This is a genomic window from Niallia taxi (genome assembly GCF_032818155.1).
Classification (GTDB): domain Bacteria; phylum Bacillota; class Bacilli; order Bacillales; family Cytobacillaceae; genus Niallia; species Niallia taxi_A.
The window spans coordinates 3,549,703-3,576,116 of record NZ_CP102589.1; the positions used below are offsets into that span (position 1 = coordinate 3,549,703).

At 37.6% G+C, this 26,414-nt stretch carries 24 protein-coding genes and 2 pseudogenes; 8 read left to right on the forward strand and 18 right to left on the reverse strand.

Annotated elements, in window-relative coordinates; genetic code table 11:
- Positions 1-99: 99 nt before the first annotated feature.
- The 4 genes from lepB to NQZ71_RS17705 all read right to left on the reverse strand — a co-directional run bounded on the left by lepB (position 100) and on the right by NQZ71_RS17705 (position 4,878).
- Positions 100-654, reverse strand: coding sequence for a signal peptidase I (lepB, locus tag NQZ71_RS17690; protein ID WP_144451974.1), 555 nt, complete (start codon positions 652-654; stop codon positions 100-102).
- A 30-nt stretch (positions 655-684) separates the two neighbouring features.
- On the reverse strand, positions 685-1,305 hold the full coding sequence (locus NQZ71_RS17695; RefSeq protein WP_144451973.1) for a TVP38/TMEM64 family protein: 621 nt from the start codon (positions 1,303-1,305) through the stop codon (positions 685-687).
- A gap of 116 nt (positions 1,306-1,421) precedes the next feature.
- A complete protein-coding gene (locus tag NQZ71_RS17700; RefSeq protein ID WP_144451972.1) occupies positions 1,422-2,366 on the reverse strand; it encodes an LCP family protein in 945 nt (314 codons plus the stop codon).
- 526 nt (positions 2,367-2,892) lie between these two features.
- The gene (locus tag NQZ71_RS17705; RefSeq protein WP_144451971.1) at positions 2,893-4,878 is read right to left on the reverse strand and encodes a S9 family peptidase; all 1,986 of its coding nucleotides are present in this window, start codon (positions 4,876-4,878) and stop codon (positions 2,893-2,895) included.
- A 205-nt stretch (positions 4,879-5,083) separates the two neighbouring features.
- Here NQZ71_RS17705 and NQZ71_RS17710 point away from each other — a divergent pair, with 205 nt between their 5' ends.
- Positions 5,084-5,446 carry a YhjD family protein gene (locus tag NQZ71_RS17710; RefSeq protein ID WP_127736100.1) on the forward strand — a complete coding sequence of 121 codons (363 nt, stop codon included), beginning with the start codon at positions 5,084-5,086 and terminating at the stop codon, positions 5,444-5,446.
- Between the two features lie 20 nt (positions 5,447-5,466).
- Here the strand turns inward: NQZ71_RS17710 and NQZ71_RS17715 are convergent, their stop codons facing one another.
- Positions 5,467-5,964 (reverse strand): competence protein ComK, encoded by a 498-nt coding sequence (locus NQZ71_RS17715; RefSeq protein ID WP_144451970.1) that lies wholly within the window; start codon positions 5,962-5,964, stop codon positions 5,467-5,469.
- A 204-nt stretch (positions 5,965-6,168) separates the two neighbouring features.
- On the opposite strand from NQZ71_RS17715, the gene NQZ71_RS17720 reads away from it, so the two are divergent.
- Positions 6,169-6,405 (forward strand): IDEAL domain-containing protein, encoded by a 237-nt coding sequence (locus NQZ71_RS17720; RefSeq protein WP_127736106.1) that lies wholly within the window; start codon positions 6,169-6,171, stop codon positions 6,403-6,405.
- A gap of 96 nt (positions 6,406-6,501) precedes the next feature.
- Here the strand turns inward: NQZ71_RS17720 and NQZ71_RS17725 are convergent, their stop codons facing one another.
- The 6 genes from NQZ71_RS17725 to hemE form a co-directional block, all read right to left on the reverse strand.
- Positions 6,502-7,779 (reverse strand): M48 family metallopeptidase, encoded by a 1,278-nt coding sequence (locus NQZ71_RS17725; RefSeq protein ID WP_317011072.1) that lies wholly within the window; start codon positions 7,777-7,779, stop codon positions 6,502-6,504.
- A gap of 129 nt (positions 7,780-7,908) precedes the next feature.
- Positions 7,909-8,898: a lipoate--protein ligase gene (locus NQZ71_RS17730; protein WP_144451968.1), complete on the reverse strand. Its 990-nt coding sequence runs from the start codon at positions 8,896-8,898 to the stop codon at positions 7,909-7,911.
- Positions 8,899-9,098: 200 nt separating this feature from the next.
- Positions 9,099-11,306, reverse strand: a complete 2,208-nt coding sequence (locus NQZ71_RS17735; protein ID WP_317011073.1) for a YhgE/Pip family protein — start codon at positions 11,304-11,306, stop codon at positions 9,099-9,101.
- A gap of 64 nt (positions 11,307-11,370) precedes the next feature.
- The gene (locus NQZ71_RS17740; protein ID WP_260053552.1) at positions 11,371-11,946 is read right to left on the reverse strand and encodes a TetR/AcrR family transcriptional regulator; all 576 of its coding nucleotides are present in this window, start codon (positions 11,944-11,946) and stop codon (positions 11,371-11,373) included.
- A 189-nt stretch (positions 11,947-12,135) separates the two neighbouring features.
- Complete coding sequence (gene hemH / locus NQZ71_RS17745; protein WP_144451965.1) at positions 12,136-13,077, reverse strand: ferrochelatase; 942 nt, start codon at positions 13,075-13,077, stop codon at positions 12,136-12,138.
- A gap of 26 nt (positions 13,078-13,103) precedes the next feature.
- On the reverse strand, positions 13,104-14,156 hold the full coding sequence (gene hemE / locus NQZ71_RS17750; RefSeq protein ID WP_275004318.1) for a uroporphyrinogen decarboxylase: 1,053 nt from the start codon (positions 14,154-14,156) through the stop codon (positions 13,104-13,106).
- 395 nt (positions 14,157-14,551) lie between these two features.
- Between hemE and NQZ71_RS17755 the strand changes: the two genes are divergently transcribed.
- The 3 genes and pseudogenes from NQZ71_RS17755 to NQZ71_RS17765 all read left to right on the forward strand — a co-directional run.
- Positions 14,552-15,175: a spore coat protein gene (locus tag NQZ71_RS17755; RefSeq protein ID WP_317011074.1), complete on the forward strand. Its 624-nt coding sequence runs from the start codon at positions 14,552-14,554 to the stop codon at positions 15,173-15,175.
- Between the two features lie 121 nt (positions 15,176-15,296).
- Positions 15,297-15,800, forward strand: a complete 504-nt coding sequence (locus NQZ71_RS17760) for an antibiotic biosynthesis monooxygenase family protein (protein ID WP_144451962.1) — start codon at positions 15,297-15,299, stop codon at positions 15,798-15,800.
- A gap of 439 nt (positions 15,801-16,239) precedes the next feature.
- A pseudogene (locus tag NQZ71_RS17765) lies at positions 16,240-16,689 on the forward strand (hypothetical protein); the annotation flags it as partial.
- Between the two features lie 86 nt (positions 16,690-16,775).
- Here NQZ71_RS17765 and NQZ71_RS17770 read toward each other — a convergent pair.
- From NQZ71_RS17770 to NQZ71_RS17780, 3 genes are all read right to left on the reverse strand, one after another.
- Positions 16,776-17,639, reverse strand: a complete 864-nt coding sequence (locus NQZ71_RS17770) for a GAF domain-containing protein (protein WP_275004314.1) — start codon at positions 17,637-17,639, stop codon at positions 16,776-16,778.
- A gap of 504 nt (positions 17,640-18,143) precedes the next feature.
- On the reverse strand, positions 18,144-18,293 hold the full coding sequence (locus NQZ71_RS17775; RefSeq protein WP_186303873.1) for a hypothetical protein: 150 nt from the start codon (positions 18,291-18,293) through the stop codon (positions 18,144-18,146).
- Positions 18,294-18,306: 13 nt separating this feature from the next.
- A complete protein-coding gene (locus NQZ71_RS17780; protein ID WP_260053550.1) occupies positions 18,307-18,429 on the reverse strand; it encodes a hypothetical protein in 123 nt (40 codons plus the stop codon).
- 424 nt (positions 18,430-18,853) lie between these two features.
- Here NQZ71_RS17780 and NQZ71_RS17785 point away from each other — a divergent pair, with 424 nt between their 5' ends.
- The 3 genes and pseudogenes from NQZ71_RS17785 to NQZ71_RS17795 form a co-directional block, all read left to right on the forward strand.
- Entirely contained in the window at positions 18,854-19,264 is a 411-nt protein-coding gene (locus NQZ71_RS17785; RefSeq protein WP_144451960.1) for a helix-turn-helix domain-containing protein, read from the forward strand.
- Positions 19,265-19,462: 198 nt separating this feature from the next.
- The gene (locus NQZ71_RS17790) at positions 19,463-20,893 is read left to right on the forward strand and encodes a recombinase family protein (RefSeq protein WP_317011075.1); all 1,431 of its coding nucleotides are present in this window, start codon (positions 19,463-19,465) and stop codon (positions 20,891-20,893) included.
- A 9-nt stretch (positions 20,894-20,902) separates the two neighbouring features.
- Positions 20,903-21,877, forward strand: a pseudogene (locus tag NQZ71_RS17795) (hypothetical protein); the annotation flags it as partial.
- A gap of 350 nt (positions 21,878-22,227) precedes the next feature.
- On the opposite strand, the gene NQZ71_RS17800 reads toward NQZ71_RS17795, so the two are convergent.
- The 4 genes from NQZ71_RS17800 to NQZ71_RS17815 form a co-directional block, all read right to left on the reverse strand.
- Positions 22,228-22,884 (reverse strand): phosphatase PAP2 family protein, encoded by a 657-nt coding sequence (locus tag NQZ71_RS17800; RefSeq protein WP_317011077.1) that lies wholly within the window; start codon positions 22,882-22,884, stop codon positions 22,228-22,230.
- Positions 22,885-22,956: 72 nt separating this feature from the next.
- On the reverse strand, positions 22,957-23,712 hold the full coding sequence (locus NQZ71_RS17805) for an EcsC family protein (protein ID WP_317011078.1): 756 nt from the start codon (positions 23,710-23,712) through the stop codon (positions 22,957-22,959).
- Between the two features lie 136 nt (positions 23,713-23,848).
- Positions 23,849-25,066, reverse strand: coding sequence for an ABC transporter permease (locus NQZ71_RS17810; RefSeq protein ID WP_317011079.1), 1,218 nt, complete (start codon positions 25,064-25,066; stop codon positions 23,849-23,851).
- Positions 25,059-25,799 carry an ABC transporter ATP-binding protein gene (locus NQZ71_RS17815; RefSeq protein ID WP_127736306.1) on the reverse strand — a complete coding sequence of 247 codons (741 nt, stop codon included), beginning with the start codon at positions 25,797-25,799 and terminating at the stop codon, positions 25,059-25,061. Before NQZ71_RS17815 ends, NQZ71_RS17810 begins: the two co-directional genes overlap by 8 nt.
- Between the last annotated feature and the right edge of the window lie 615 nt (positions 25,800-26,414).

The window sequence follows — 26,414 nt, forward strand, 5'->3', positions numbered from 1 at the left end:
TGTTTGCCCTACTAAAGAATACTCCTAGCACTTGCCAATATTTTCACTGAACCCTCTCTTTAATCAAAAAAAAATAGGCGCTCAAATGAGCACCTATTCTTAAAAATTAAACTGAATATCACGGAGCGGCCAGTACCGTAAGCTGACTTTTCCGACTACCTGATCAATGTTAATAAATCCAAAATGTCTGCTGTCCCAGCTGCCTAAACGATTATCTCCAAGAACAAACAGCTTTCCTTGTGGCACTGTTTCTTCTCCTGTGATTTCTTCAAGAGTAAAGTCGCCTGTCAGCTTTCCAGCACTCACTTGACTTCGGTAAGCATCCAAAAAATTCTCTTCATATTTTTCCCCATTAATATAAAGATGATCATCCTTATATTCCACCTTATCCCCTGGAATACCTATCACCCTTTTAACATAGTCCTCTTTATCATTCGCATGGAAAACGATCACATCAAAATGATGGAAATCACTGACTTTATAACCGATTTTATTGACAACTAGTTTATCCCCATCCTGCAAGGTAGGCATCATCGATTCGCCTTCCACCACGTAATTAGAGAAGAAGAATGCTCGAATAATGACAAAGATGACAATTCCGATAGCAAATGCTTTCAACCACTCTATGCCCTCTCTTTTTATTGCTTCTTTCAAATGCTATCTCCTCCATGCCTTGTATAAACATTAATTCCCTTGTTCTCTTTCTTTTTCTGCAGTAACATTCATTCTGGCCTCGACCCTTTTTCCTACAAACCATAACACAAAAATCGCAATGGCAACAGGAATTGTACGAATCGGCTGTGTAATCATTGCCTGTAGATCATAACCAATAAAGCTGATAGTAATGATCATCACAAGTTTACCGGCAACAATGGCGAGAAAGTACTGCTTCACCTTTATCCGCGAAAGTCCTGCTACAATATTCACTAATGCTGAAGGGGTGAATGGAAAGCACAGCAGGATAAATAAAGGTCCAAATCCATGCCTCTCTATCCATATCATTAGCTTTTGCACTTTCTTATGATTGCGAATAAAGCTTAAAAGCCTCTTTTGGCCATACTTTCTGACAAGCAAGAAGACAAGCAGTGCCCCTCCGCAAGTGCCTATCCAGGAAAACAGAAAGCCAAGCCAGAAACCAAAGGCATTCACATTTGCCAAAATGAACAGAAAAAGTGGCAAGAAGGGAACAAAAGATTCCAGCAATGGCAGTAAAATGCCTGGCAATGGACCAAATGCCCGATAGCTTTCTAATAATTGCATAATATTTTCTAGTGTAAACCATTCTTTTAATGTAGCTATATCCATAACGAAAACTCCTTGGCATATCATTTCAAGCAGGTTTATTTCTGTGGACGACTTATTGCGTTCTTGTTAGTGGGCTTTTATACCAGTTATTAGAGTTTATGCCTAAAGTCTCTCATTTATTTTGATAAAAAATCCTGGATTTCAGCCCTATTTGTTTCTATATCTACACCGAGAACGGCAGCCCCATTGACCCTCAGATCCTGATATGTACCGTCTACCGGTATTCTCAATGTTTCTACCTCTTGGTTTTTATGGCGAATTAAATCAGATCCTACATAAATTATATCCTTTGTATTCATACTCGTATTGATATAAGGCATCATGACGCCCGCCAATTTAGGCAGTTTTGCGACAGTCTGTACACCCGAAATTTGAGAGGCGAGTGCCTCGAGTGCCTTTTGCTGTCTTTGGACTCTTCCAAAGTCAGAGATAGCGTCATGTCTAAAACGCACATATCCGAGAAGCTGCTTCCCGTTCAGCTTTTGCAACCCTGGCTCCAATGTAACCCCAATGTTTTTAGACATTTTCTTCTCCACATCTATCTCAACACCATCTGGAAATGCCTCATCAATAAGTGCCTCAAACCCTTGGAAATTAACAATGGCATAGTATTGGAGATCAACATCAAAGTTTTCCTTAATAGTTTGTCTCAACAGCTCTGGTCCACCTCTTGTAAAAGCGGTGTTTATTCTGTCTTTTCCATATCCCGGTATATCAACATACATATCCCTCATTAAGGAGATTAGCTTATAGGTGCCTTTTTCTGGATGAAACTGGGCTACCATGATGGTATCTGTACGTGATTGCTTGTCTCCTTCTCTGGCGTCACTACCTAGGAGCAGGACATTTGTGCCGCCATACTGATCCTTTTCCCCGTTAAACTCATATTCAACCTTTTCGATTGCACCATTCTCCAGTGCCTTATTCTTCCCTGCGTTATACTGAACAAATATGTATACAGCCGCAAATATTACTAACAAGACAAGAAACAAAAAAAAGACTCGGCCTTTTCGTAACTTTCTTTTTTTCTTCCTTGTTTGTCTATATTCTGATCTCTCCATCCCTTATTGTTTCCTTTCTTTCTTCATTCTTATATCTATTTAACGTTAAATTATCAACAAAAGTTTCTTCTTCAAATTGTTGCCTTTAAAAGTAATAAATAACCCTTTTCATTAACAGTCAGAAATTTTTCTGTGTTTTTAGGTATTATCTATTATCTTATCAGATAAATAGATATGCAAACATTTAATTTCCATATTTTTTATTTACATTTCAGTAATATTAAAATAATATACGACTATTTACCATACATACATGCCTTCATAAACATAAATAAAAAACGCCTGCCGACAATGGCAAGCGTTAATATCAGATAAACACCTTTGAAGATGCTTGTTTCACTTAAGGCAGGGGATATTGATTTCCGCTTCAGGCTTTCCTCAGCCGGGGGCGAACTACTTAGCCACTACTGCGCTAAACCGTCTGCTAGGTACTTACTTCTCACCATTCCTGTAACAGTCTCACCGTGCAGCGAAGATCCATTTCCCTTTTATACAATAGCTATTTTCTATTTTCTATTTTCTTTTCTTATAAGTACTCAATAAACCAGTTATTAATATAATCCAAGCGGGATATGCGCAATGTTGGTTTGCCGCTTCTGGACAGCTCGTGGTTGGATTCTGGGAAACGGACAAATTCCGTTGTCTTTTTCTGCTTTTTCAGTGCTATAAACAGCTGTTCTGCCTGCTCAATTGGGCAGCGGAAATCCTTTTCTCCATGCAAGATTAACAATGGTGTTTCAATATTATTCGCATATGCTAGCGGAGAATGCTTCCATAGTGTTTCTATATCATTTAGATCAGCTTTGATTTGCCATTCAGAGAAATAATAGCCAATATCACTTACCCCGTAGAAGCTGATCCAGTTAGAAATAGAACGCTGTGTGACAGCGGCTTTAAAGCGGTTTGTATGGCCGACAATCCAGTTTGTCATGAATCCACCATAGCTGCCTCCTGTTACTCCCAGGCGTGTTTCATCAATAAAATCAAAGTTTTCTAAGGCGAAATCAACGGCATCCATGATATCTTCATAATCCTTTCCACCATAATCGCCTCTGACCGCATCAACAAAGTGCTGACCATATCCGTGACTTCCCCGTGGATTAATGAACAACACAGCATAACCATTTGCTGTAAGTGTTTGAAACTCATGGAAATACGAGTTAGCATACATCGCATGTGGACCACCATGGATTTCAAGTACAAGCGGATATTTTTCTCCTTCTTTAAAATCAGCAGGCTTCATTAGCCAGCCATGAAGATCCCAGCCATCTCTGGATGTCAGTTCAATTGGCTCTGCAGCAGCAAAGATATGCGTTTTTGCAAACTCTTTATTAACATCTGTCAGCTTTTCTACCCCACCTGTTTCCAGGTTCAGACTGTAAAGATCACCTGGTTCTGTTGGCGTGCTGATTGCTACTATCGCCTGCTTCAAGCTTCCGCCTGTGGAAAGTCCGTACACATGCTGATTATCTATCAAGCTTGGATAAATTTCGCCATCTTCATTGCCAAAGTAAACGATCGTATTGCCGTGATCTGATGCAAGGAAAACAAAGCTTCTGTTGTCTTCACCCCAGAGGATTCCTGGTGTCACAGTTCCCTGCTGAAAATCGCCAATTGCAAAATCGCCGACATTTACGTCCCAGCCTTCCGTTAAACAGCGAAGTGCCTCAGTTTGCAAATCATAAGTGTATATTTTGGACAATGTTGCATTTTCATATTCGCGGCCGCCGCCGATAATTCCGATTTTTTTGCTATCAGGCGACCATGTTACTCTTCCGTACTGGCCATTTCCTGCCGTTATCTTTTTCCATTCTTTTGTTTCTAATATGTACAGATATACGTCTGTAGCAAAGCTGAAATCCTTGTCCTCACTATCGTCTGCAGTAATAGCAAGATATTTTCCATCAGGAGACCAGCTTTGCAAATGATAGTCATTTTCTCCTGAAGTAATTTCCTCAAGCTCGCCTGTTTCTTTATTGATGACAGCAACATGGCTGTAGCTTCCATCCCAAAAGCCAGCACTGTCTGACTTATACTTCATTTTATCAAATGCTAAAGCAACTGGTTTTTTTTCTGTCTTTTCTTTCCCTTCTTTATCTTGCAGGCTTTCGTCTTTTCCAATGCTTGTTTGAAATGCTAATTTCGTTCCATCTGCTGACCAAACAGGGTTTGATGCACCATTGCGCACAAAAGTAAGCTGTTTTGCTTCCCCTCCATTTTTGTTTAACACAAAAATTTGGTTTTTGCCGCTGCGATTAGATAAAAAAGCAATTTCCTCTCCATTCGGCGACCATCTTGGTGATGTATTGCGGTATTCTCCAAATGTCCACTGCAGTGTTTGACCGCTTTCCTCTAAGCTTTTATAAAAAATATTGGAATAATAAGCATCCTTCTCTTCAGAAATTCCTGTTTCCACATACAAGAATCCTTTTTTATCTGGGCTCACTTGTGGATCTACAATTGATTTTAATCTGTATAAATCATCTGATGTTATCTTTTCCCATTTTCCCATATACACTCTTCCTCCCTTTATTAGCTACTTATTATTTCGCCATCAGAAATAAATTCCCTTCAAGACAAAATGCATTTAATTTAATTTTTGTAGAAAAATAAGCAAAGCCATAAAAATTTTAAACCAGCTTGAAAGGACTATGCAAATATTGTACTATTTGAATAGAACATTTGTTCTTATCACGATTACAAGGAGAAGATTAATTATGACACGCATTCCGGAGAAGGATAGATATATCATGGAGCAAGCCATTTATCTGCCCATGCTGTTAACCGTTCTAAACCGCGATCTCCTTACAATCAAAAAGAGCAATTTCAAGCTAAAGCAGCCTTACATTGATCTTGTAGAGCTAACAATGAAAACAATACATACGGAGCTGCGAAAAACTAAGGAATATATGCAAAAGCATAAGATGAAGGTAGAAGAGGTAAAAAGAGATGAAGCCTTTACAATGTATTTATTCTTATATAATGGCTATGAAGAGTATCATAATTATTTCAACCCAAGACTTCGCAACAGAGTACAGGAGCTTTTAGAATACTATCTATATAGACGGCATACTGGCTAAAAGAGCTTGTCCTATTGATTTTAAAGCGGCTTTTCGCTGTCTTCCTGGTTATGGCGTATTTTTGTCTGCAACAAATTTGTTCTTAATATTTGGTTGTTAAAAGTATGAAAGGAAACGTTAATGGATATTCTCCGATTATTACGGAATATGACAGTTGTTTTTCCTCCTCCCTCTATTATTCTGTCCGAAATATGATGAAGAAAGAACCACATGCAGGCATGGTTTGTAGGAGAGTGAGTGGGAAATGCGTAAATCGTGCTCTTGGAATCAATTGAAATTGGCAGCTTATGCTTATAGTTCATGAGCACTCTCGTTCCTTTTCGTTTCCCTTCATATGTGCACCCGAAATACTCACAGCTTCGCTTAATAATTTTGCTTGGTGGCAATTTGCACATATAAACGTTAGCTCCTTCATATATTTTAGAATAAACATCACCATTCTTTTGTAATTCAGGCAGGATTGCTAGCGTATGATAATTTACTTCATATAAATCAAGATTATTCTTTTCTTCAGACATTTTTATAACTCCTTTCTTTAAGCTGGATTGCTAAATGCATAGAGTATTCTCATGATAGCATGCGTTTTTTCAGATTTGTAAACAGATTGAAAATTGTCTTAAATAATTCAAAATTCCGCTCCATTTTCTAAATTTTTAAATAATATCATTGATATTTTCATTTTTCTGCCATATAATATTAAAAAGGCATCAGGGGTGAGTCGAATGAATGAAAAGTCGTACACTGAGTTAACTAAGTTAAGTGCTATGAAGAAACAAAAAGCGCAAGAGACTTATGTGAAAGAACTTTACATTGACATGCTGCTTGTTGAAATCCAATGGAATCTAGAAAAAGCAAATTTAATGACTCAAATTGATCACGCTATAGACGAAAGAAATGAAGCTGAATTTATTCGGCTGAGCAAACAATATACACAATTATGTAAGCGCTTCGATAACTAATCCTGTTGAAGGCGTCTATGGGAACCTCCCATAGACGCCTTCTTTTTTTGAGGAAAAGGGCTAAGCTCCTACTTGAGCTTAGCCCTTTTCCTCCTTTTAATTTTCACTGTTTTTCAGCAGAATGCTTTTTTCCTCAAGTACAGATATTCTTTCAAGCATAGTGGGATGACTATAGCGGAACACTTTCACGAGAAATGGTGGATTTACCTCACTGAGCCCTGTTTTAGCAAGTTTTTGGAAGGTAGTAATCCCAGCTTCTGGATCACTCGTCAATTGGACCGCATAATTATCTGCCCGTTTCTCCTCATATCTCGAAACAATATTAGTTAGCGGATTTACTGCAAACAGCAGCATCGAGATTAACAGCAGGATTAATGGAAATGATTGATAATCCTCAACTCTTGAAATTTTAAGGGCATCCCCCCACTTACTTACTAAAACATTCATCAGCTTATAAATAAAATACAATCCGAAAAATGACAGCACAAGCGAAAGAGCAATTCCAAAGTAAATATGTTTTTCAACATAGTGCGCCATTTCATGAGCCATAACAAATAATATTTCATTATCCTTCAGCTCTTTCGTGGTTGTGTCCCAAAGGACGATTCTTGAATTGGAGCCTATTCCTGTTACATAGGCATTTAAAGCATTTGTCTTATCTGACATATTTACCTCAAACACATGTTCAGCGGGTATGTTTGATTCTTTTGCCAATGCAAGAATTTTCTCCTCTAGCTGCTTATCACTCAAGGCAGTAAAGTTGTTATACAGCGGGTCAATGATAACGGGCTGAATAAATGTCAAAAACAAAGTGAACGGAACAGAAAGCAGCCATGCGTACAGCCACCAACGCTTTTTACTCTTGTTCATCAGCCAATACAGGACGATAAAAATCACAAACATAATTACATAGTTCACCCAGAAATCAATCAATTCATCCTTCATCCATGAAGGAAAGCTCTGTGTAGAAATATGATAATCCGTTGATACCTTATGACCGATATAGCTTAATGGAAAAGTTGCTATATACGCCATAAGATTAAGCCAAAAGAGATAAATCGCCTTTTGGATGATTTTATATTTACCTGAATCCTCGCCCCATTTTCGAAATGCTTTTGAAAAACCAAACAGCAGGATAAACAAATAGATTAACCATTCCAAAGGAGTCGATATAAAAAACATAAAGTTTTTTAGTTTAGAATATTCATCATTTAAAGCAAGCTCTCTGTTGTTCAAAAAAGTAGCTGGATCTGCAGCCGTTCCTTGAAATTCGAAGGGGAGCTTCGAGTCCGCAAAATAAAACAAGTACCAATAAAAAAACAAGCCGTACACGATGAATAATAATACTGAATAAAAACCTAGTTTCCTTGCCATTATGCCCCTCCTTGCCTTGTACAACCTTATTACTATTAATAAGACTAATAGGCGACATTTAGAACAAGAAGTTTTTGCAGCATCATTAAAAAAAGTACTGGGAAGTGGCCCCAGTACTTTTTTTGCCATTTAATATATTAAGTGGATAAAATCTTCCTTCGTTATATTACCAAAATAATGCTTAATCGATGTTTCCTCAAGCGCCTTTTCTAGTTCACTTCTGTCATATCGCAAGCCAGTCAGTTTATTCTCGATGTCGGAAACATCACCAACCCCAAAGAAGTCACCGTATATTTTGCAGTTTTTGATAATACCTTTTGCCACATCAAAACGAACGTCAACTTGTCCAACAGGGAAGCGATGGGAATGCTGAAGATTAAATCTTGGTGATTTACCATAGTTCCAATCCCAGTTTTGATAACGTTCTTTAGAAATGGCATGGATGTTTTCCCAATCCTGCTCTGTCAAAACATACTCCTGAATGTTTTCTTCTCCCTCAAACAAGTAGTTCAAGATTAGGCTCTTGAATTCTTCAATACTAATTTGCACCTTTAAAAATTCAGAAATATTGGCAACCCTGCTTCTAACAGACTTTATCCCTTTAGATTCAATTTTATCTTTTCTAACCTTTAATGCAGACACAATATGGTCCATTTCAGAATCAAACAAAAGGGTGCCATGGCTGAACATTCTTCCTTTTGTGGAGAATTGAGCATTACCCGAAATCTTTCTGCCTTCTGCCAATAAGTCATTACGGCCGCTTAATTCTGCATTCACACCCATGCTTTGCAATGCCTTAACAACAGGCTCTGTGAATTTACGGAAGTTATGAAAACTGTCACCGTCGTCCTTTGTTATGAAGCTGAAGTTCAAATTGCCTTTATCATGATATACTGCACCGCCGCCAGACAATCTTCTAACTACGTGAATACCGTTTGATTCGACATAATCTGTGTTAATTTCCTCAATTGTGTTCTGGTTTTTGCCGATGATGATAGATGGTTCATTTATATAAAACAATAGGTATGTCTCATTGATATCTAGATTTTTAAGCGCATATTCTTCGATAGCCAAGTTGATGCGCGGATCTGTGATGCCTTTATTATCAATAAAAAGCATATGTACACCCCTCTTTTCATTCTTCTAATTAAAATATATCATAACTTCTAATAAAAGAATATTTAGTCCTTATATACTATAACTAAAATTCGTCGAATTAGCACTTTTTTTGTCCCTTTTTTTGTTATTAAAATCAGTAAATTTGTAGATTTTAGTATATTTCAAAGGGTATGGTCGGGCTTTTCACCCGACCATACCCTTTATTCTGCCGCCGCTTCTGTAAACTGGCGTCTATAAGCAAATGTGAAATAGATAATTGTTCCTGTAATAAAGAAGATTGGATACAATGCTAGAATCCCTGCATTATGCCACATAAACGTAAAGTCTCCCGTTGAAATGACAGATCTCAACCCTGCAACAGAATAAGACATTGGCAGGAGCGCATGAACATGCTGCATGAAATCAGGGATTAACTCCAATGGGAATGTTCCGCCACTTGTTGTCAACTGGAATATCAACAGAATAACAACGATAAAACGGCCGGGATTCCCAAGAATTGTAACAAAGAACTGAATGATCGAAAAGAATACGAGACTCGCAATGATTGTAAACAGAATAAACAATGGAATGCTTTGCACTTCCATACCCAACACAACAATCAGTACAAATGATGCAACTAATGCCTGTAGAATTCCGACTCCTGCGAGAATAACTGATTTACTCAAAAACCAGCGCAGACCGTTTTTCGGCACTCCTTCTGGTTCATTAAAAGAGAATACAATAGAGAGCATTAATGCACCGACAAACAGTCCTAAAGAAATGAAATAAGGCGCTAAGCCAGTTCCATAGTTCGGCACTTCTGATACTTTCTCATCTGAAACAGTAATTGGTGCTGCCATCATATCATACGTTTTGTCATCAGAATGGATGGAGCTGGCATCATTAGCACCATCTGCAAGCTTTTCTGACAGTTCCTTGCTGCCATCTGATAATGATGACGTTCCATCAGCAAGATCCTTCGATCCAGCTTCCAGCTTACTTGTTCCGTCTGATAATGCTGCTGAACCTGTGGACAATTGATTCATACCTGATAACAGTGAATTCATCCCTGTTACAAGCTCGTTTGAACCACTTGCAGCTTTAGCAAATTCTGTTTCATATTTACTCATACCTGCAATAAACTGCTCTTGCCCTGCAACCTGCTTCTTAGAGCCTGCCTCCAATTTAGCACTGCCATCTGCAAGCTGTTGAGCTCCTGTTTGAAGTTGCTTAGAGCCTGCACTTAAATCTGTTAAGCCAGCAGATAAGCTTTGGCCACCTTGAGCCAATTGATCTGCCCCCTGTTGCAGTGCCTGTGTGTTTGTAGCAATATTGCCACTGCCATCCACCAGACTTTGAAGTGCTGCCTCTAATTCCTGCTTCTTATCTTCAGGCAGTCCTTCAAGCATAGGAAGGATGGAATTAACTGTTTCTTGAACTTGCTTAACACCCGCATTCAGCTGTGATGCTCCATCAGCCAAGGCTTTGGAATTGCTGCTCCATTCTTGAAGCCCTGATGTCAGTGTAGCAGAACCAGCTTGTAATTTATCTGTTCCGTTTATCAATGCAGGGATGCTGCCCTCAAGCTTTTCCGCCCCTTCTTTTGCAGAGGTGATGCCAGCTAATATGGATGAATCTCCCTCTTTCAGCTGTGATGCAGCACTGGAAAGATCCTTCTGACCATCTTGGAGCTGCCCTAATCCGCTTGAAAGACTTTCTGCACCTGTTAGTACCTCTTTCGCACCAGAATTAGCAGCATTCACTCCATCTGTAAATTCAATTGATTTACCAGCAAGTGTTTTCAAGTTTTTGTAAACTTCTTGTGAGCCTTTATTAACCTTGTCTGTTCCATCACTAAGATCCTTTGCCCCAGTACTTGCATCTTCAAGTCCTAATGCCATTTCACTTATATTTTCAAACACAGACTTCGCATATGTTTCTGTTACTTCCTTACCTACACCCTCTTTAATTTTTTCAACGGCAGAATTGCCAATTTGAGAAGAGATAAAGTTAAACCCAGGATTAGAAACATATTTTAAATCCAATTTTTTTGGATTGTCATCAAGCAAGGTTGTCGCGTTTTCGGAGAAATCCTTTGGAATCTCAATCAGCATATAATATTTTTGATTTTCTAAATCCCTGTAGCCTGCCTTCTTATCTACAAATTGGAAGTCAAACTCCTTGCTCTCTTTCAGATTGTCGACTAAGTCTTTGCCGACTTCCAACTTTTCACCATTCATTTCTGCACCACTGTCCTCATTCACGACAGCAACAGGCAGCTTTTCCAAGTGTCCATATGGGTCCCAAAACGCCCAAAGGTAAATTCCTGCATATAATATCGGGATAAATATGATTGCCAGGATGGAAATGAGCTTCATCCTATTTTTAAATATGGACGCAAGCTCTGCTTTCAATAAATTTTGTTTCATAATATCCACTCCGTTTTACTGACCATTTTGTTCATATGGTCATTTTTATTCCTAAAAAAGAGGACTATCTTATAGACAATCCCTCTAATAAGGATCTTTCAACCGTTAAGGCTATTTCCTCTGCTTGAAGAGGAGTATGATTCTTCTCCCAATCAAAAATCAATGAAATATACAGCTTAAAGATAATAAATGAAGTCAATTCAGGATCACATTGCTTTATTTCTCCTTTATTCATTGCTTCCTGCACATGCCCCTTCATATAATTGAGTATAGCATTCTCCAGTCGGTTTATAACTTCCTTCACTTCCAATGTTCCCATTTCCTTTTGCTCTTCAAACAGCTTTATTGTAAGCTGATGCTCTTTTCTGTATTCTAGCATCCTCATAATGGTGCGGTGCACATTGTCCATAAAGGTTGAATTAGGATCAAAGGAGGCATCTGCCTCTATCTTCATCTCCATAATGAGCCCTGTTATAATCTCATCAAAAAGCTGCTCCTTATTCTTAAAGAACGTATATATTGTTCCCTTCCCAACATTTGCTATCTTAGCTACCTGATCCATCGTCGTCGCTTTGTAACCAAACATGGAAAAGGATTTTGCCGCAGCCTCCAAAATAAGCTTCTTCCGATCCACAGCCAACACTCTTCACCTCTTATCATAGGCTTTTAAAATAAGCAGATTATTAGTATTTCATCTTCCAGCTAATCAAAAATGACCAAATGAGGAATTTGGTCATAAAGTTCAAATATGAATATAACATATGCACAAAACTAGTGCAATAGAAAGCAGCCAACGTTTTTATCAAACGCAGCTGCTCCAAAAACTAACTTATTTAGAATGAACGGACAAGCTGTCCAATACCACTGTTGCCAGTGCATCAATAAATTCAGGCTGCGCGTTCGGCATTTCTGGTCTGTAGTAAGCTGCACCAACCTCTTTAGTGACAACAAGACATTCATAGTCATTGTCAAAAAGTACCTCTAGATGGTCTGCCACGAAACCGACAGGAGTATAGACGAATGCTTTATATCCATGCTTTTCATGAAGCTCTCTTGTCAGGTCCTGAACATCTGGTCCAAGCCATGGATCTGGCGTGTTACCAGCACTTTGCCAGCCGATGTAGTAATTAGATACACCTGCGGCATTTGCAATTAAGTCAGCTGTTTCTTTCAATTGATCCGGATATGGATCGCCATATTGAAGGATTTTTTCTGGCAAGCTGTGTGCTGAAACGATTAAAGCTGAGTTGTTTCTCTCTTCTTCTGGCATATTGCGGAAAGCTTCTTGCACCTTTTTAGACCAATACGCAATAAATTTCGGCTCATTATACCAGCTTTCAATACTATGAATGGTTAAACCGCCAAGCTCTTCTGCAGCTTGTTTCGCTCTGCCGTTGTATGATTTAATGCTGAATGTGGAGAAATGCGGTGCCAACACAATGCTGACCGCCTCTGTAATTCCGTCAGCATGCATACTTTTAACTGCATCCTCAACAAATGGCTCAATATGCTTTAAACCAATATACATTTTAAATTCAATATCCTCTTGAATAGAATTTAAGTGTGCTTCAAGACTTTCTGCTTGCTGTTGCGTAATTTTTGCAAGAGGAGAAATCCCTCCGATAGCTTCATAACGGCTTCGCAAATCCTCCAGCATTTCATCTGTTGGTCTTCTGCCATGTCTAATATGTGTGTAGTACCTTTCAATATCCTCTTCTTTATATGGAGTTCCGTAGGCCATAACCAATAGCCCCATCTTTTTTCTAGTCATTCCTCTTCACTCTTTTCTATATAATATTATCGTCTATTATTTATTGCTTCAGCAGAATATTCATGGATAAAGCTTGTTAATCTTTTCAGAACAGCAGGATCTACCTCTGGGAATACGCCATGGCCAAGATTGAAAATGAATCCGTCTTGTTTGATGCCCTGGTCCAATATTTCCTTCGCTCTAGCCTCAATTACATTCCATGGTGCCAAAAGTATCGCAGGATCTAGATTGCCTTGTATTGCTTTCGTAATCCCTTTTTCTCTTGCTTCCTTAATGGATAGTCTCCAATCGAGACCAACTACATCTAACGGCAGGTCATTCCACTCAAGAGCAAGATGGCTTGCTCCGACCCCATGCATAATAAGCGGCGTGTTTTCTTTTTTCAATTCTGTAAAAATCTTATTCATTACAGGCTTAATGAAGTGTCGGTAATCGTCCACATTCAATGCACCGACCCATGAATCAAAAATTTGAATCGCGCTTGCACCTGCATTTATTTGGGATTTCGCATATGTAATAACCATGCTTCCCAGCTTGTCCATCAATAAAGACCATGCCTCAGGCTGTGAATACATAAATGCTTTTGTTTTATGATAGTTTTTTGAAGGGCCTCCTTCAATCATATAGCTGGCAAGTGTAAATGGCGCTCCTGAAAATCCAATCAACGGCACATCCAGCTGCTCTTCGGTTAATAACTTAATCGTATCAAGTACATAGGCAATATCTTGTTCAGGATTTAACACACCAAGCTTCGAAACATCCTCCAATGTTTTAATTGGATTATCAATGACAGGACCAATGCCTGACTTAATTTCAACATCAACCCCAATTGCAGGAAGTGGTGTCATAATATCCTTGTATAGTACTGCTGCGTCAACATTGTATTGATCTACAGGCAGCTTTGTTACGTATGCACAAAGTTCTGGTTGATGGGTAATTTCAAAAAGAGAATACTTTTCTTTTATCGCTCTGTATTCTGGTTGAGAACGTCCAGCTTGACGCATATACCAGACAGGAACAAAATCAGTTTTTTCTCCTTTTGCCGCCTTAATAAATGTATCTTTCATTTCCTTACTCATTCTTAATATGTCCACCTTTCTATTGCTTATGTTTCCATTGTAATATATAAATCATAAATTCAAAAACAAATTAACTATAATCATTATTAAATTATAATATTTATAAATAAAAATGCAATAAAAAAGAATGCCCTTATAACAGACACTCCGTATTTCCTTTTTAAATAACAGTTCATTGGGTGTATAAACTAAATATATAACTTTTTCACTATCGTTGTATACAAAACCTACTGATTTGTCACAAAATAGACTAATTTAACTCTTTTTTTATTCCCATTTTCTAACTATAACAAACAAGAAAGAAAATCGCTGTGTATATATCCTTATCAGTTAGCCATTATAAAAAAGTATTATTGCATCAATACAATTTTAACGCTATAAAGGGGACCTAAAAAATGAGAATTGCAGCACATGAAGCAAATGCACTGAATGAATTGACATTAAGCTGTGTCAATAGCATCACCAACATGGGATATATGATTCATCATGTCCAAGACCCAGAGTTCAAATCCATTCTGCAAAGACACTTCCCTCTACACATAAGAGATTATAATATGAAGGTTGAATTTTTGAACAAAAGAGAAGGTGCAACAACTGAGCTTCCATTACTTAAAGAAGAAGCAAAGCTCAATCAATTCACAGAAATGGTCGCACCTCAAGCACCTCCTGTTCAGCCAAGAACAGTTGTTGAAAATATGAATGACAGGGAAATGGCTACTGCCTACTTACTGACATTAAAGCGTGCCGGCAGGGAATACGCCTGGAATGCGATGGAGATGGCTAATCCAGAAATCCGCTCTTTTTGCCAAACTGCATTCATGATGAGCTGTTCTCATGCATATGACATGTGGCAATATATGGTTAAAAAAGGCTATTATGTATTAGAGCCAGCAGATGAAATGGCTGTTCAAAAAATGGGGTCGATGTATTTGCTTGTACCAGAAACAAATCCGCAAATGCAAGCCCATCTGATGAATCAAAATCCTATTGCAGGACAGAGTAACCAGCTTTATCAGTAATTATTAAAAAGGCTGCTTGCAAAAAGCAAGCAGTCACTTCTTTTTATTTCCTTATAACTTGCATCTATAGTATCCTTAAAAATGAAAACGCATAACACTTAACGTTTTTTAGGAGGTTGCTATGAATATCTATTTAGCAAGCGGAACATATGATTTTTTAGTTAAGAAATATGCACAACAAATTGATCAGCAATCCTTGATTGCCATGCAAGTTTACGGAGACGAAAACGCCGTGTTGTTACATGAAACTTCAGGACCTTCCATTTTTGCTGCTCCAAGAAAATATGAAACGGTTATTGACAAAGGTGATTTCACCGACAAAAAATATGCCGTTATGAATCATATTCCCGTCACAGATGAACACAAGCCTTTGTTCGAACAAAATATAAAGCGTTCATTAGAACAAATAGACTCACAAATAAGCGCATATCGATTTATCCGTCCATTAAAAGGAGATACTTATATCATTTTGTCAGTATGGACTGAAAGAAAAGACTTTATTATTTGGAAACAAAAAAACAGTACACTAGATTCTCCTATAACAGGAGATCCAACTAATGGCGGAATATTCCAGCATGCTATGTTTAATGGTAAAGCATATTTGCTTGAGCTTACTATTTCTTAAAAAGGAGCAGCTTGCTCCTTTTTTTATTTTAACGGAATTTTTTAATAAACTATTTAAATCCCAGCAACCGCTACTTCAAAGGTATAAGCTGAAAGGGGGATAAAACGACAAAAAGATGTTTTATTTCCAAGGAAATGACACAGAAATTAACAAAAATCCGTAAAATATTGACAATAGGTTCAAGGATACCACTTAGGATTTCCCAATACGACCTTATATTTAATATTCACCAAAAGACTATTCCAATGAAACTTCCATTATTAATATACTTATTCTCCAACTAAGTTTTAAGTCCCCTTCTGTTTAATTCCAATTCCTTCCTATAAAAAAGATTATGGCACACTTATCACCCAATCCTATCCTTCTTCATAATCTGTAATAAATCCGGTCTTAGACATTTGCCTAAGCTTTATGTCGGATTAGAAGGGAGTCTTCTGCAATGGGTATAGAGCTAACAGCACTCCATTGGATATACGTTTTGTTCATCCTCTTTATTATAGGCTTTATGATTATGAGAAGAGACACTACCATCGTATGTATTGTCGGGATTTTTTTGTTGGCACTTACAGCCACAGGATCATTGAGCGGTTCTATCAGCACCATATTCAATAGTTTTATTTATGCAATAACAGAATTGCTGCCAACGATTGTAGTCATCTCCATCATTGTTGCTATGAGTAAAATTCTAACAAAAACCGGGATTAATGATGTCATGATATCCCCTTTTGCAAAATGGATTAGGTCCCCAAGTTTAGCATATTGGGTCATTGGTTTATTAATGATGATCATTTCCTTTTTCTTCTGGCCATCACCAGCAGTTGCATTGATTGGCGCGGTCCTTTTGCCAGTAGCAGTCAGGGTCGGCCTTCCTGCTATTGCAGTGGCAATGACCTACAAAGGAATCCATAAATCAATTATTTTTAATCAAAAAAAAGCCTTTCTATTTAGAAAGCCTTATACTTAAAGCAATAAAAGTTAATTTCCCGCTATTTTTTCCAATGAAAAACCTATATTTTTTAAAGCTCGCTCGAGATTCGCTTCAATAGCAATGTTTTGAAAATCTATATTTGATTTCATGGCCTTTAAAGCAATTTCAGGGCTCATTCCAGTTAAAATTGGCTTTACACCAATTAGCCCTAACAGATCGACTATTTTTAATAAATAGCTGCTTACAAGATTATTAATCTTACTAATACCTGATAAATCGATAATTAAATATTCCAATGAAAGCTGCTGACTTTTCGATAGCGCTAGTAAAATAATGTTCTCTGCTGTTTCTTCCCTTATTAAGCCAATAATAGGAAGAATTGCAACACCTTTTGTCAGAGGTACAAACGGTGCAGATAATTGTTGAATCTGCTTATTAGCATTATCTAAATCAAGCACATACGATAACAACGATGCCATCGTCTCAAATAAATCAATATGACTGTGATTAAACTGAATATTTTTAGTATCTAATCCACAAAGTGTTCCGTAATTTTCACCATCGCCAGAATAAATAGGAATACCAATAAAACAGCCGGTCCCCAAATTTTTTGTTACCTCTAACGACTTCGTTAAATCACTCTGGGTTATATCTGAAATGACGAGAATTTTTTGCCCGTGATCTACACTTAACTTGCAAAAAGTGTCATTAAATGGTGTCGTTTCCCCTTCCTCCAACAAAACATCCTCTTTATTTAATACTTTCACAATTTCATTTGTATTTTTATCATTTTTTGCAATAAAAAGTGTATTAACATCTATAAATTTAGCCATTATTTTAAGGATATTAGAAGCTGCTTCATCAAAGTTTTTATAAACCTTCAAATTTTTACTAAATTCAAAATTCTCCATTTACTACTCCCTATATATTTATATATATTATATTTTAGCTGCTTAACTATTTAAATACCACAAGTTTGTTAATCATAATCATTTATTATTTGAAACTCTAAACCATAAAAAACTGCAGCCCAATTGTTAGACACTGTCTAACAATTGGGCTGCAGTTCATTAAGAGTGCTTTCCTTGTATTCTTATGTATCGAGAGTAATCTCTTTCCTTTAAAAACTCGTTTTCTTTCAATTAGGGTTAATTTTTTTGTACATATGCCAAAGCTCGTTCTGAATAGACCTAAATTCTTTAATTCTTGTGTTAACTCAGCTAATCATTCCTTTAGGAGAGGGTCACTCGGATTATTTTCGAGCTGTTTATTAATAGATAAACAATCCTTCCTTTTTGTCTCCATTATCTTATTCACTCTCTCAATTTCATATAAAAATACCTGTTTCAATAAGTGCCTACCTCCGCACATGCAGCAGTGATAATATTTATCGCTTGGCTGTAAAAAAGGACTGGTTATTTCTCCACACTGTCATCTGACTTATTACTATTTATTTTGTTCAATAGGTCTGTATATTCTAATTCACATTCAATGCTGCAAAAATACCCATAATGATCTGGTTTATTATTACACCCTTCGTTTAAGCACAATTTTTCGTTACGCATAAATGGCCTCCGATTACGTACTTTTTCGGCCATCATCCTTCTTCTTTGCTTGTTCTTTTGAAAGACTTCGAATGACGCCTGGTAACAGATGTTTATTAACTGCTGCGGCTAATTTATCTGCAGGAATTTTTATCATAAGATCGCCTCCTCAAACATTTTATGAGCGACAGTCTGTCTGTTATGTTTTGGAAGTAATCTTAATAAATAAGTTCGTTACTTTTTGGAAAAAGTAATAAAAGCTGTCATACATTAATGATATTTCTCGTTTCGCGAACTAAAACAAAAAAAGCAACTTATGTACACCAATAAAAAGGACTGAAAAACTAGAATTGTAATTTCCGATTGTTATTGCCCCATTAATAAAAATTATTAATTGTTATTTGTCTGGCTTTTTGACCAGCTTTCCTGTTCAATCGCTATCTTTTATTCGCATATTGCAAACTCAATAACCATTCTACATGTTCTCATTACGCGAACACAAATATTATATTTCTCTTTTTGTGAATTTTCACTACGTTTTTACAAATATAGTCTAATATTAATAAAAAGGCGGGATGCTCATGGGTGAGATAATGGGGAAACGACTACGTTTGCTAAGAGAAAAAAGTGGTTTATCCCAAAAGTTTGTTGCTGAACAAATTGGAGTGAAAAATAATACTCTTTCTGGTTATGAATCGGGTAATAGAGAGCCTGACTCTGAAACACTAACTAAATTAGCTGACTACTATGAGGTATCTACCGATTATCTTCATGGCAGATCCGATAATATAAAAGGTTTAACAGCAGAGAACAATAATTATCATTCTTTAAATGAAATAGATAAATTAATAAAGCAATATGGTATGGAGCAAATGGGATTCTTTGATATCGAACAATGGAAATTCCTTTCTCCCCAAGATATAAAAATCGTCGAAGAACACTTTAAGATGATTGTAAAGCTTGCAAAGGAAAGAAATGCTGAACAAAAATAAAGCACCTTGGAATAATTAGCGTCCAGGTGCCTTTTTTATTATTAAAAGCAGATTCCATTCAAATGGAATTTTATTTTTTACAATAAAACAGAACGTACGATCCGAATCATTCCACCTAAATACATAGCCATAACGTATTAAGTTCTATCATATATTAGCTTTAACTGTACGAAACTGTGTAAGGGAGGAATGATATTATTGAAGGCAGCATTATATACCCGTGTATCGAAGGATGAACAATTTCGAGAAGGCTATAGTATTTCATCCCAAAAAGAGCATTGTATTAATTTCACTAAGTCACAAGGATGGGAAATATACGATATATATGTGGAGGAAGGCGTTAGCGCAAAAACACTGAATCGCCCAGCCATTCTGCGCTTAATTGCGGATGCAAAAGAGCATAAATTTGAAGTAGTTGTCTTTTATAAGCTTGATCGTCTTGTAAGATCTGTAAGAGATTTAGATGATCTTCTTAAGCTTTTTGATGACAAAAATATTGCCATAAGGTCTGTAACAGAGCCATTTGACACCACTACAGCCATCGGCCGCTTTTTAATTACATTAGTTGCTGCAATAGCACAATGGGAACGAGAGACAATTTCAGAACGAGTCGTCGTGAACATGACAAAAAAGGCTTTGTTAGGTGAACGTAACGGTGGAAAACCACCTTTTGGATATGAATATAAAAATGGAGAGCTTACTATTAACAAGGAAGAGGCAAACTTTGTAACAGACATATTCAGACTTTATAATAATGGCAAAGGCTTGCGTACAATTGCCTTATACCTTCAGCAATTTGGCCTTAAAAAGGATGCCCGAACACTTGCTAGTATGCTAGAAAATCCCGTTTATATAGGTAAGCTAAGATGGGGAAATAATTCTAAATTAGAGGTAATTGTTTCAGAAGACATTAAGCATCCGGCTATCATTGATGAGGAAACCTTCAAACTCGCACAAAGGAACAGACAACAAAGAACCGTTGCAGGAAAAAAAGCCACTTCCCCCTTCCATTTCTCAGGTGTTTTGCGTTGTGCAAGATGTGGCAGTGCCCTTTCTGGCTACACAAAGAAAGCACGTGGAAGCAAGCATTACATCTGCATCGCCAAAAAAAACCATGGGACTTGCGACCTCCCTATGTTTACAGAAAGCACTCTAACTACTGAGTTCTTTAACAGTCTGTCTGCTGATAATCCAGAACGCTTTATGCAATATTCACAAGAAAAGCTAAAAGCTCATTCAATAAAACAACCTGATACTTCTCATATAGATTGGCTTAAAAGAGAATTGACCGCCATAAAAACGCGTAAAAAAACATGGCTCAAGTCATTAGGAAATCAGGTCATTTCCCAAGAAGAGTACTTAGAAATGACGCAGGAAGATACTAAAAATGAAGCATTACTTTCAGAAGAGCTTAACAGCATAGTAGAGGAAAATATACCATTAGATGATGAATTAATTCTAGCTCTATTAACTAATCTATCTGGCATATGGTTGTCTGCAAGTGATTTTGAAAAGAAAAGCTTTATAAATGACTTATTTGAAACGATAACAATTGATGTGCCTGCCGACTATAAAAGGGCTCCAGGAAAAACTCCCTCCATACTTATCAAACACTTCAAACTTAAATAAAAGTCTCCTTTGCTGGCTATACCAGTGGCAATGGCAATGAACCTTTTCGGTCACGGCATTGCCCTTTCCGGCGACTATGTTATTCAAGCAGCACCGAAACTGACAGCAGATGCAGCAGGGATTTCCGTTGAATCTGTTATGCAGGCCAGCATACCACTTGTAATTGTTATGGGGGTTGTCACCACACTAACAGCCTTTTATTTAATTAAAAGAGATATAAAAAGCGGTAAGCTCACACACACAACAGGTCTAACGAGCACCGACACCTCCATCCTTCCGAAAAAGGAAAATCATTTACTGAGTAAAAATCAAAAGCGCTTTTTCGCAATTCTAATTCCCATACTCTTTGTGCTAGATGTTGTAGCAATGTATCTATTGAACCTTCAAGGCGGGGATGCAACAGCACTAGTTGGCGGAACCTCCATTTTTATCCTTATCCTTATCACACTTGTCAGCTATAAGAACAAAGGCCTCGAAAAAACCACAAGCTACTTAATTGATGGTTTCCAGTTTGGCTTTAAAGTGTTTGGTCCAGTTATCCCTATTGCAGCATTTTTCTATCTTGGTGATTCTGGATTCACCACCATCGTTGGCGATTATCTTCCAAAGGCTTCACACGGACTCGTCAATGACCTTGGTGTCGCACTAGCCTCAACTGTTCCACTCACAAAAGAAGTAGGCGCCATCACCTTAACAGCAGTCGGTGTTATCACAGGCTTGGACGGCTCTGGCTTTTCAGGAATTTCACTTGCTGGCTCCATCGCCGGCCTATTCGCACATGCGATTGGCACAGGGATAAGTACTTTGACTGCTCTTGGACAGATTGCAGCGATTTGGGTTGGGGGCGGTACACTAGTACCTTGGGCACTAATCCCCGCAGCAGCCATTTGTAATGTTGACCCCTTTGAGCTTGCCAGACGAAACCTTATTCCTGTTGTCGTCGGCTTAGCTGTTACTACATTTGTAGCGATATTAATAATCTAAAAAAGAGGCTGGGACAAAACAAAAGATAAGCTTCTAAACACGAATAATAGAATTACAACTAAATTTGAAAAATGAAGGTTGTGTCTAAATAGAATGTTGAGTTAAAGTTAGTTCGTTTCATTGCGCTACACCCACTCGCTTTCCGCGGGGAGGAAGCTGAGCCTCCTCGTCTACGCCTGCGGGGTCTCATCCTTTCCTCTATTTCCCTTAGTAGTCGAGTGGCCTCCGCTCCATTCCACTAAAAACTAAAAAACAAAAAAAGCCGAACTATTTAATCATGGTCGATTAAGTAGTTCGGTCTTTAAGCTGGTTCACATACTTACGTCCCAGCCTCTTCGACTTTTCTTCCCTTATTGCCCTGCTTTGCCTCTTTTGTTCAGCCTTACCTTTACTATTTCATAAAGTGTAATCCATAAGAATAGACAGATAAGTCCTAATGTATAGCCGCCAATTATATCTGATGGATAATGTGCACCAAGGACAATTCTGCTTATGCCAATAAGTAACACAAATAAGAATGCTACTGCAGCAACAATCCATCTCTGTGCTTTATTTTTCAAGCCGCTTGCGATTAAATAGGCAATAAACATATACAGGATAAAACCTACCATTGCATGCCCGCTTGGGAAGCTCATGCTGTCTGCATCGGTAATTTCATGAAAGGATGGTCTTGGGCGGGCGACAGCTTCTTTAATAATTTTATTAAATTCATTGCCAAGTCCGACACTAAGTACAAATGCAGCCATTCCTGCATAGTCTCTTCTTCTAATCCAAAGCCAGGCGATCACAACAATGGCGATTGCCCCAATGCCTATTTTGTCGCCAAATTCAGAAATAAATTTGAAAAAACTGTGGGAATTGTCTGGAAACAAATTAATGAGAGCATTTTGCACACCCTCATCAAAAAATAGGTTTTTTTCATTTTTCACAATTGAAATAGTATAAATTAAAATTACAAACGATAATACCACTAAAGCCAATGCTGTTTTTGAGTTCTTGATTCTCATTTCTTCCTCCACCTGCTAATATCTTTTAATGCCTATTTTATCAAAAGCTGCGTTTAATGAGAATATGCATCATTACAGAAGTTTTGGGCTTTCTCCCTCTATAAGCAGATTATCGCTAGTGTTATCCAAATGTCTGATACGATAGCAATTTTTTGCCGTTTCCCCAAGCTGTTCTAAAAGATTATAATTAGCCACTGCACCAACTGCTGCACCAATGATTGGAACAAGCTGCAATAGCTTCACAAAATCAATATAATCCCTGTATTCTTGCTGAAGCTCCTGCCAATCGAGCTTGAGCACCTCTGCTTTCTTTTCTTCCCAGTTTTCAATAATGTCGAGTAGGTATGGCTTTCTTCCTTCACTGGAGAATGCGAGCTGAAAAACATACAGAAGAAATACCCTCTCTTCATATTCTTCTGGATCATGGCCATACAATGCTGCAGACTCCATTAAAAACTTCATTTTAATCGCTAGAAGCAATGGGAAGTCTGCCAATCCGACGAGGATTCCGCCTGCCCCGGTTCCAGCCCCCTCAACGGCTGCAGCTTTTTGGAACTGAGCGATTTTCTTTTCCATTTCTTTATCCATTTCGATAATGGTTCTGTTTGTGTTAACAGGCCTTTTGGTTATTTTATTTGTGCCAGCAAGTGTTGCTGTTATCATTTGTTTAATCGCTTCTGTTATAACTTGGTGGACTTTAGCAGGAATATAGCCATTCATTTTATTCTGTGCCTTTTTGGACACCCGATTTAGCATAGACGGCCTCTTCAAAATTCGTCGCTTCCAGTCCTTTACCTCCATCATGGCAATGCTCTCATTTTCCTTCATATATTTCGCCCCTTTAAATATGCCTTACATTTGTCTCTCCTTCCTATACATACGTATTATTCCTCTATTTGTTCCCTTTCTTCATCACTTTCACCATAAAAAAAACTCCCAAAAGGGAGTTTTCGAAAAGCCGACATTAAGCCTGCAGTTTTTTGCTCATATAAAGGGCCACAAATAAATAAGTGAAAATGATGCTGGCAACCAGCGTCATAAGTCCCATTGTCCAATCTCCTTTTATCGCTATTACAGCAGACAAAATAATTCCTTGTACAGAAAGTATGGAAGAGATTGTCTTTTTAAAGGACGCTTTACGAAGATCAATCGACAGCGGGTACAGATTAATCCATAGCTTGTCCTGGTAAGCATTCCATAACGGCATAAGCTGAAGACCTGTCAAATATAAAAATAGAACAGCAAGCAATACCTGCCCCACTCCAAAGGAAAGGAAAAATAATGCTATTCCTCCTATTACGGTAAGCCTCACAGAAAGACCTAAATAATCTCCTGAGCGGAAGTAGGTTCTCCAATAAAGATTAGAAAAAACAAGTTGCTGACTATAGCCAATTCGATTTACGAATACATCCAACAGCTTTCTTCTTTTTATACGGTTACGTAAATGAGGAACGTCTGTGAACATATTTGCTAATTGGTAAAAGCCTGCCATGCGCTTTTCATCCTGTGCAATCAAAAACTCCCATTTGATCCCCAGCTTGCTTGTCGCCTTCTGGTAATAGAAGAATAGAAGCGCCAAAATAACTAGGACAGCTACTACAAACAACGGTGACGCATTCGAAAACAGTAAAAAAAGAATGACAAAGTTTATGCAAAATCGAATAAGTGAATCTGCTATATGGTGACTCGTATTAACATAATGCTGAACATGCCAGCGTATCAGTATGTTTATTCCCTTAACGATACTTAATAAAAGGAAGAAATACCAAAATGATTCGAATTTTCCTTCATTCACTCTTGCATAAAGCGGCATTAATAAACCAAGCCCCATAAGTAGCAGGTAGACTTGAAATATAAAGCTTAAAAGCAAACAATTAAGAAAGTACTTTTTCATCCTGGACTCTACAGGAATCAAAAATATTCTGTCAGCATCCTTTAAGAACGTATAGATCGGGCTTTTCGTTACGAGTAACGAAAGCAATATTGCCATAATCCAAGCAACAGGGAACCCTGAAGGAATGCTTTTCAGCCATTCCTGATAATAATAAGCGCCAGCTCCTAGCAGAAATACAAGCACAAGAACTAAATGTCCATTAAGGATATATCGTAAATATTGGGTATATTCCTTCACCGTGGAGTTTATCCTGTCCCTCCACAGCTGCTTTTCACTGAATTCAATCATGGCTCTCTTCCTTTGTAAGCCTAATGTAAATATCATCAAGTGTTGCATCAGGCATTTGGAATTCCCTTTTAAGCTCATCCATTGTCCCAGCACATTTGATTTTCCCTTCATGAAGGATGATAATTCTGTCGCAATATCTCTCTGCTGTTGCGAGAATATGTGTCGACATTAAAATACCAGCTCCCTCTTCCTTCATTTTCTTCATCATATCTAAAAGTGATTGAATCCCAAGTGGATCTAGTCCAACAAAAGGCTCATCGACTATGTAAAGAGATGGCTGAACCAAAAAAGCACACATAATCATGACCTTTTGCTTCATCCCCTTGGAAAAATGGGCAGGAAACCATTTAAGTCTTTTTTCCATTCTAAATTCCTTCAAAAGCTTAGGCATTCTTGTTTTGTATTGCTCCTCTGAAATACCGTATGCCATCGCAGTCATTTTTAAATGTTCTTCTAATGTAAGTTCATCATATAAAATCGGAGTTTCTGGTACAAAAGTAAATTGCTTACGGTATCCATCCTTGTCTTTTTCAAAGGTGCTCCCATTTATTTGTATTTCCCCTTTATGTGGTTCCATCAGCCCAATAATGTGGCGGATTGTCGTACTCTTCCCAGCCCCATTCAATCCAATTAAACCGACTATTTCATTTGAATCAATGGAAAAGGAAATATCCTTTAAAACCGGGTTCCGAGTATAGCCACCCGTTAAATTCTTCACTTCTAAAAGCGCCATTGAATACGTACCTCCAAGTTTGTATTATCTATATTTTAACAACAATTAACGTTAAATTGAAATTTTTCAACAGCTTTTATTTTTTTTGTGTATATATATCCTTCAAAGCGGACATTCTATTTATTGAAGGGGAGCACCACTTAAATATTGTTGAAAACATTCAATAATAAAAATGAGGTGTTTGCAAAAGATTATTTTCTGAAATAATCCAACTGAAACTTCCATTCGTTCACAACAAGGGGATGGTTAGCTTGCATTATTTGTTAAGTATGCCAGAAGATCAATACACCGGTAGTTGCTTATCCAAGTAGTTATTATTTCCATTACGGAATGAGGTGTGGTGTCGCAGACTGTCATCTATTCTTTATACGTTAACCAACATATAAAGACCTAAATTAAGGGGATGGTTCGTTTGAACAATGATCGATTTTTCTCATAGAAAACAAATCATTATTAAATGAGGTGTTTATCAAAGAGAATGACCTTTAACAGAACGCAATAAGAAGTTCCTCTTCAACGAGGCAGGATCTCTTGATCCTGTCTCTGTTTTTTTGTTTAATAAAAGCTGTTAGAACAATCTCCTCTGCTTTTTCTATCGGCTATGATAAAATATAT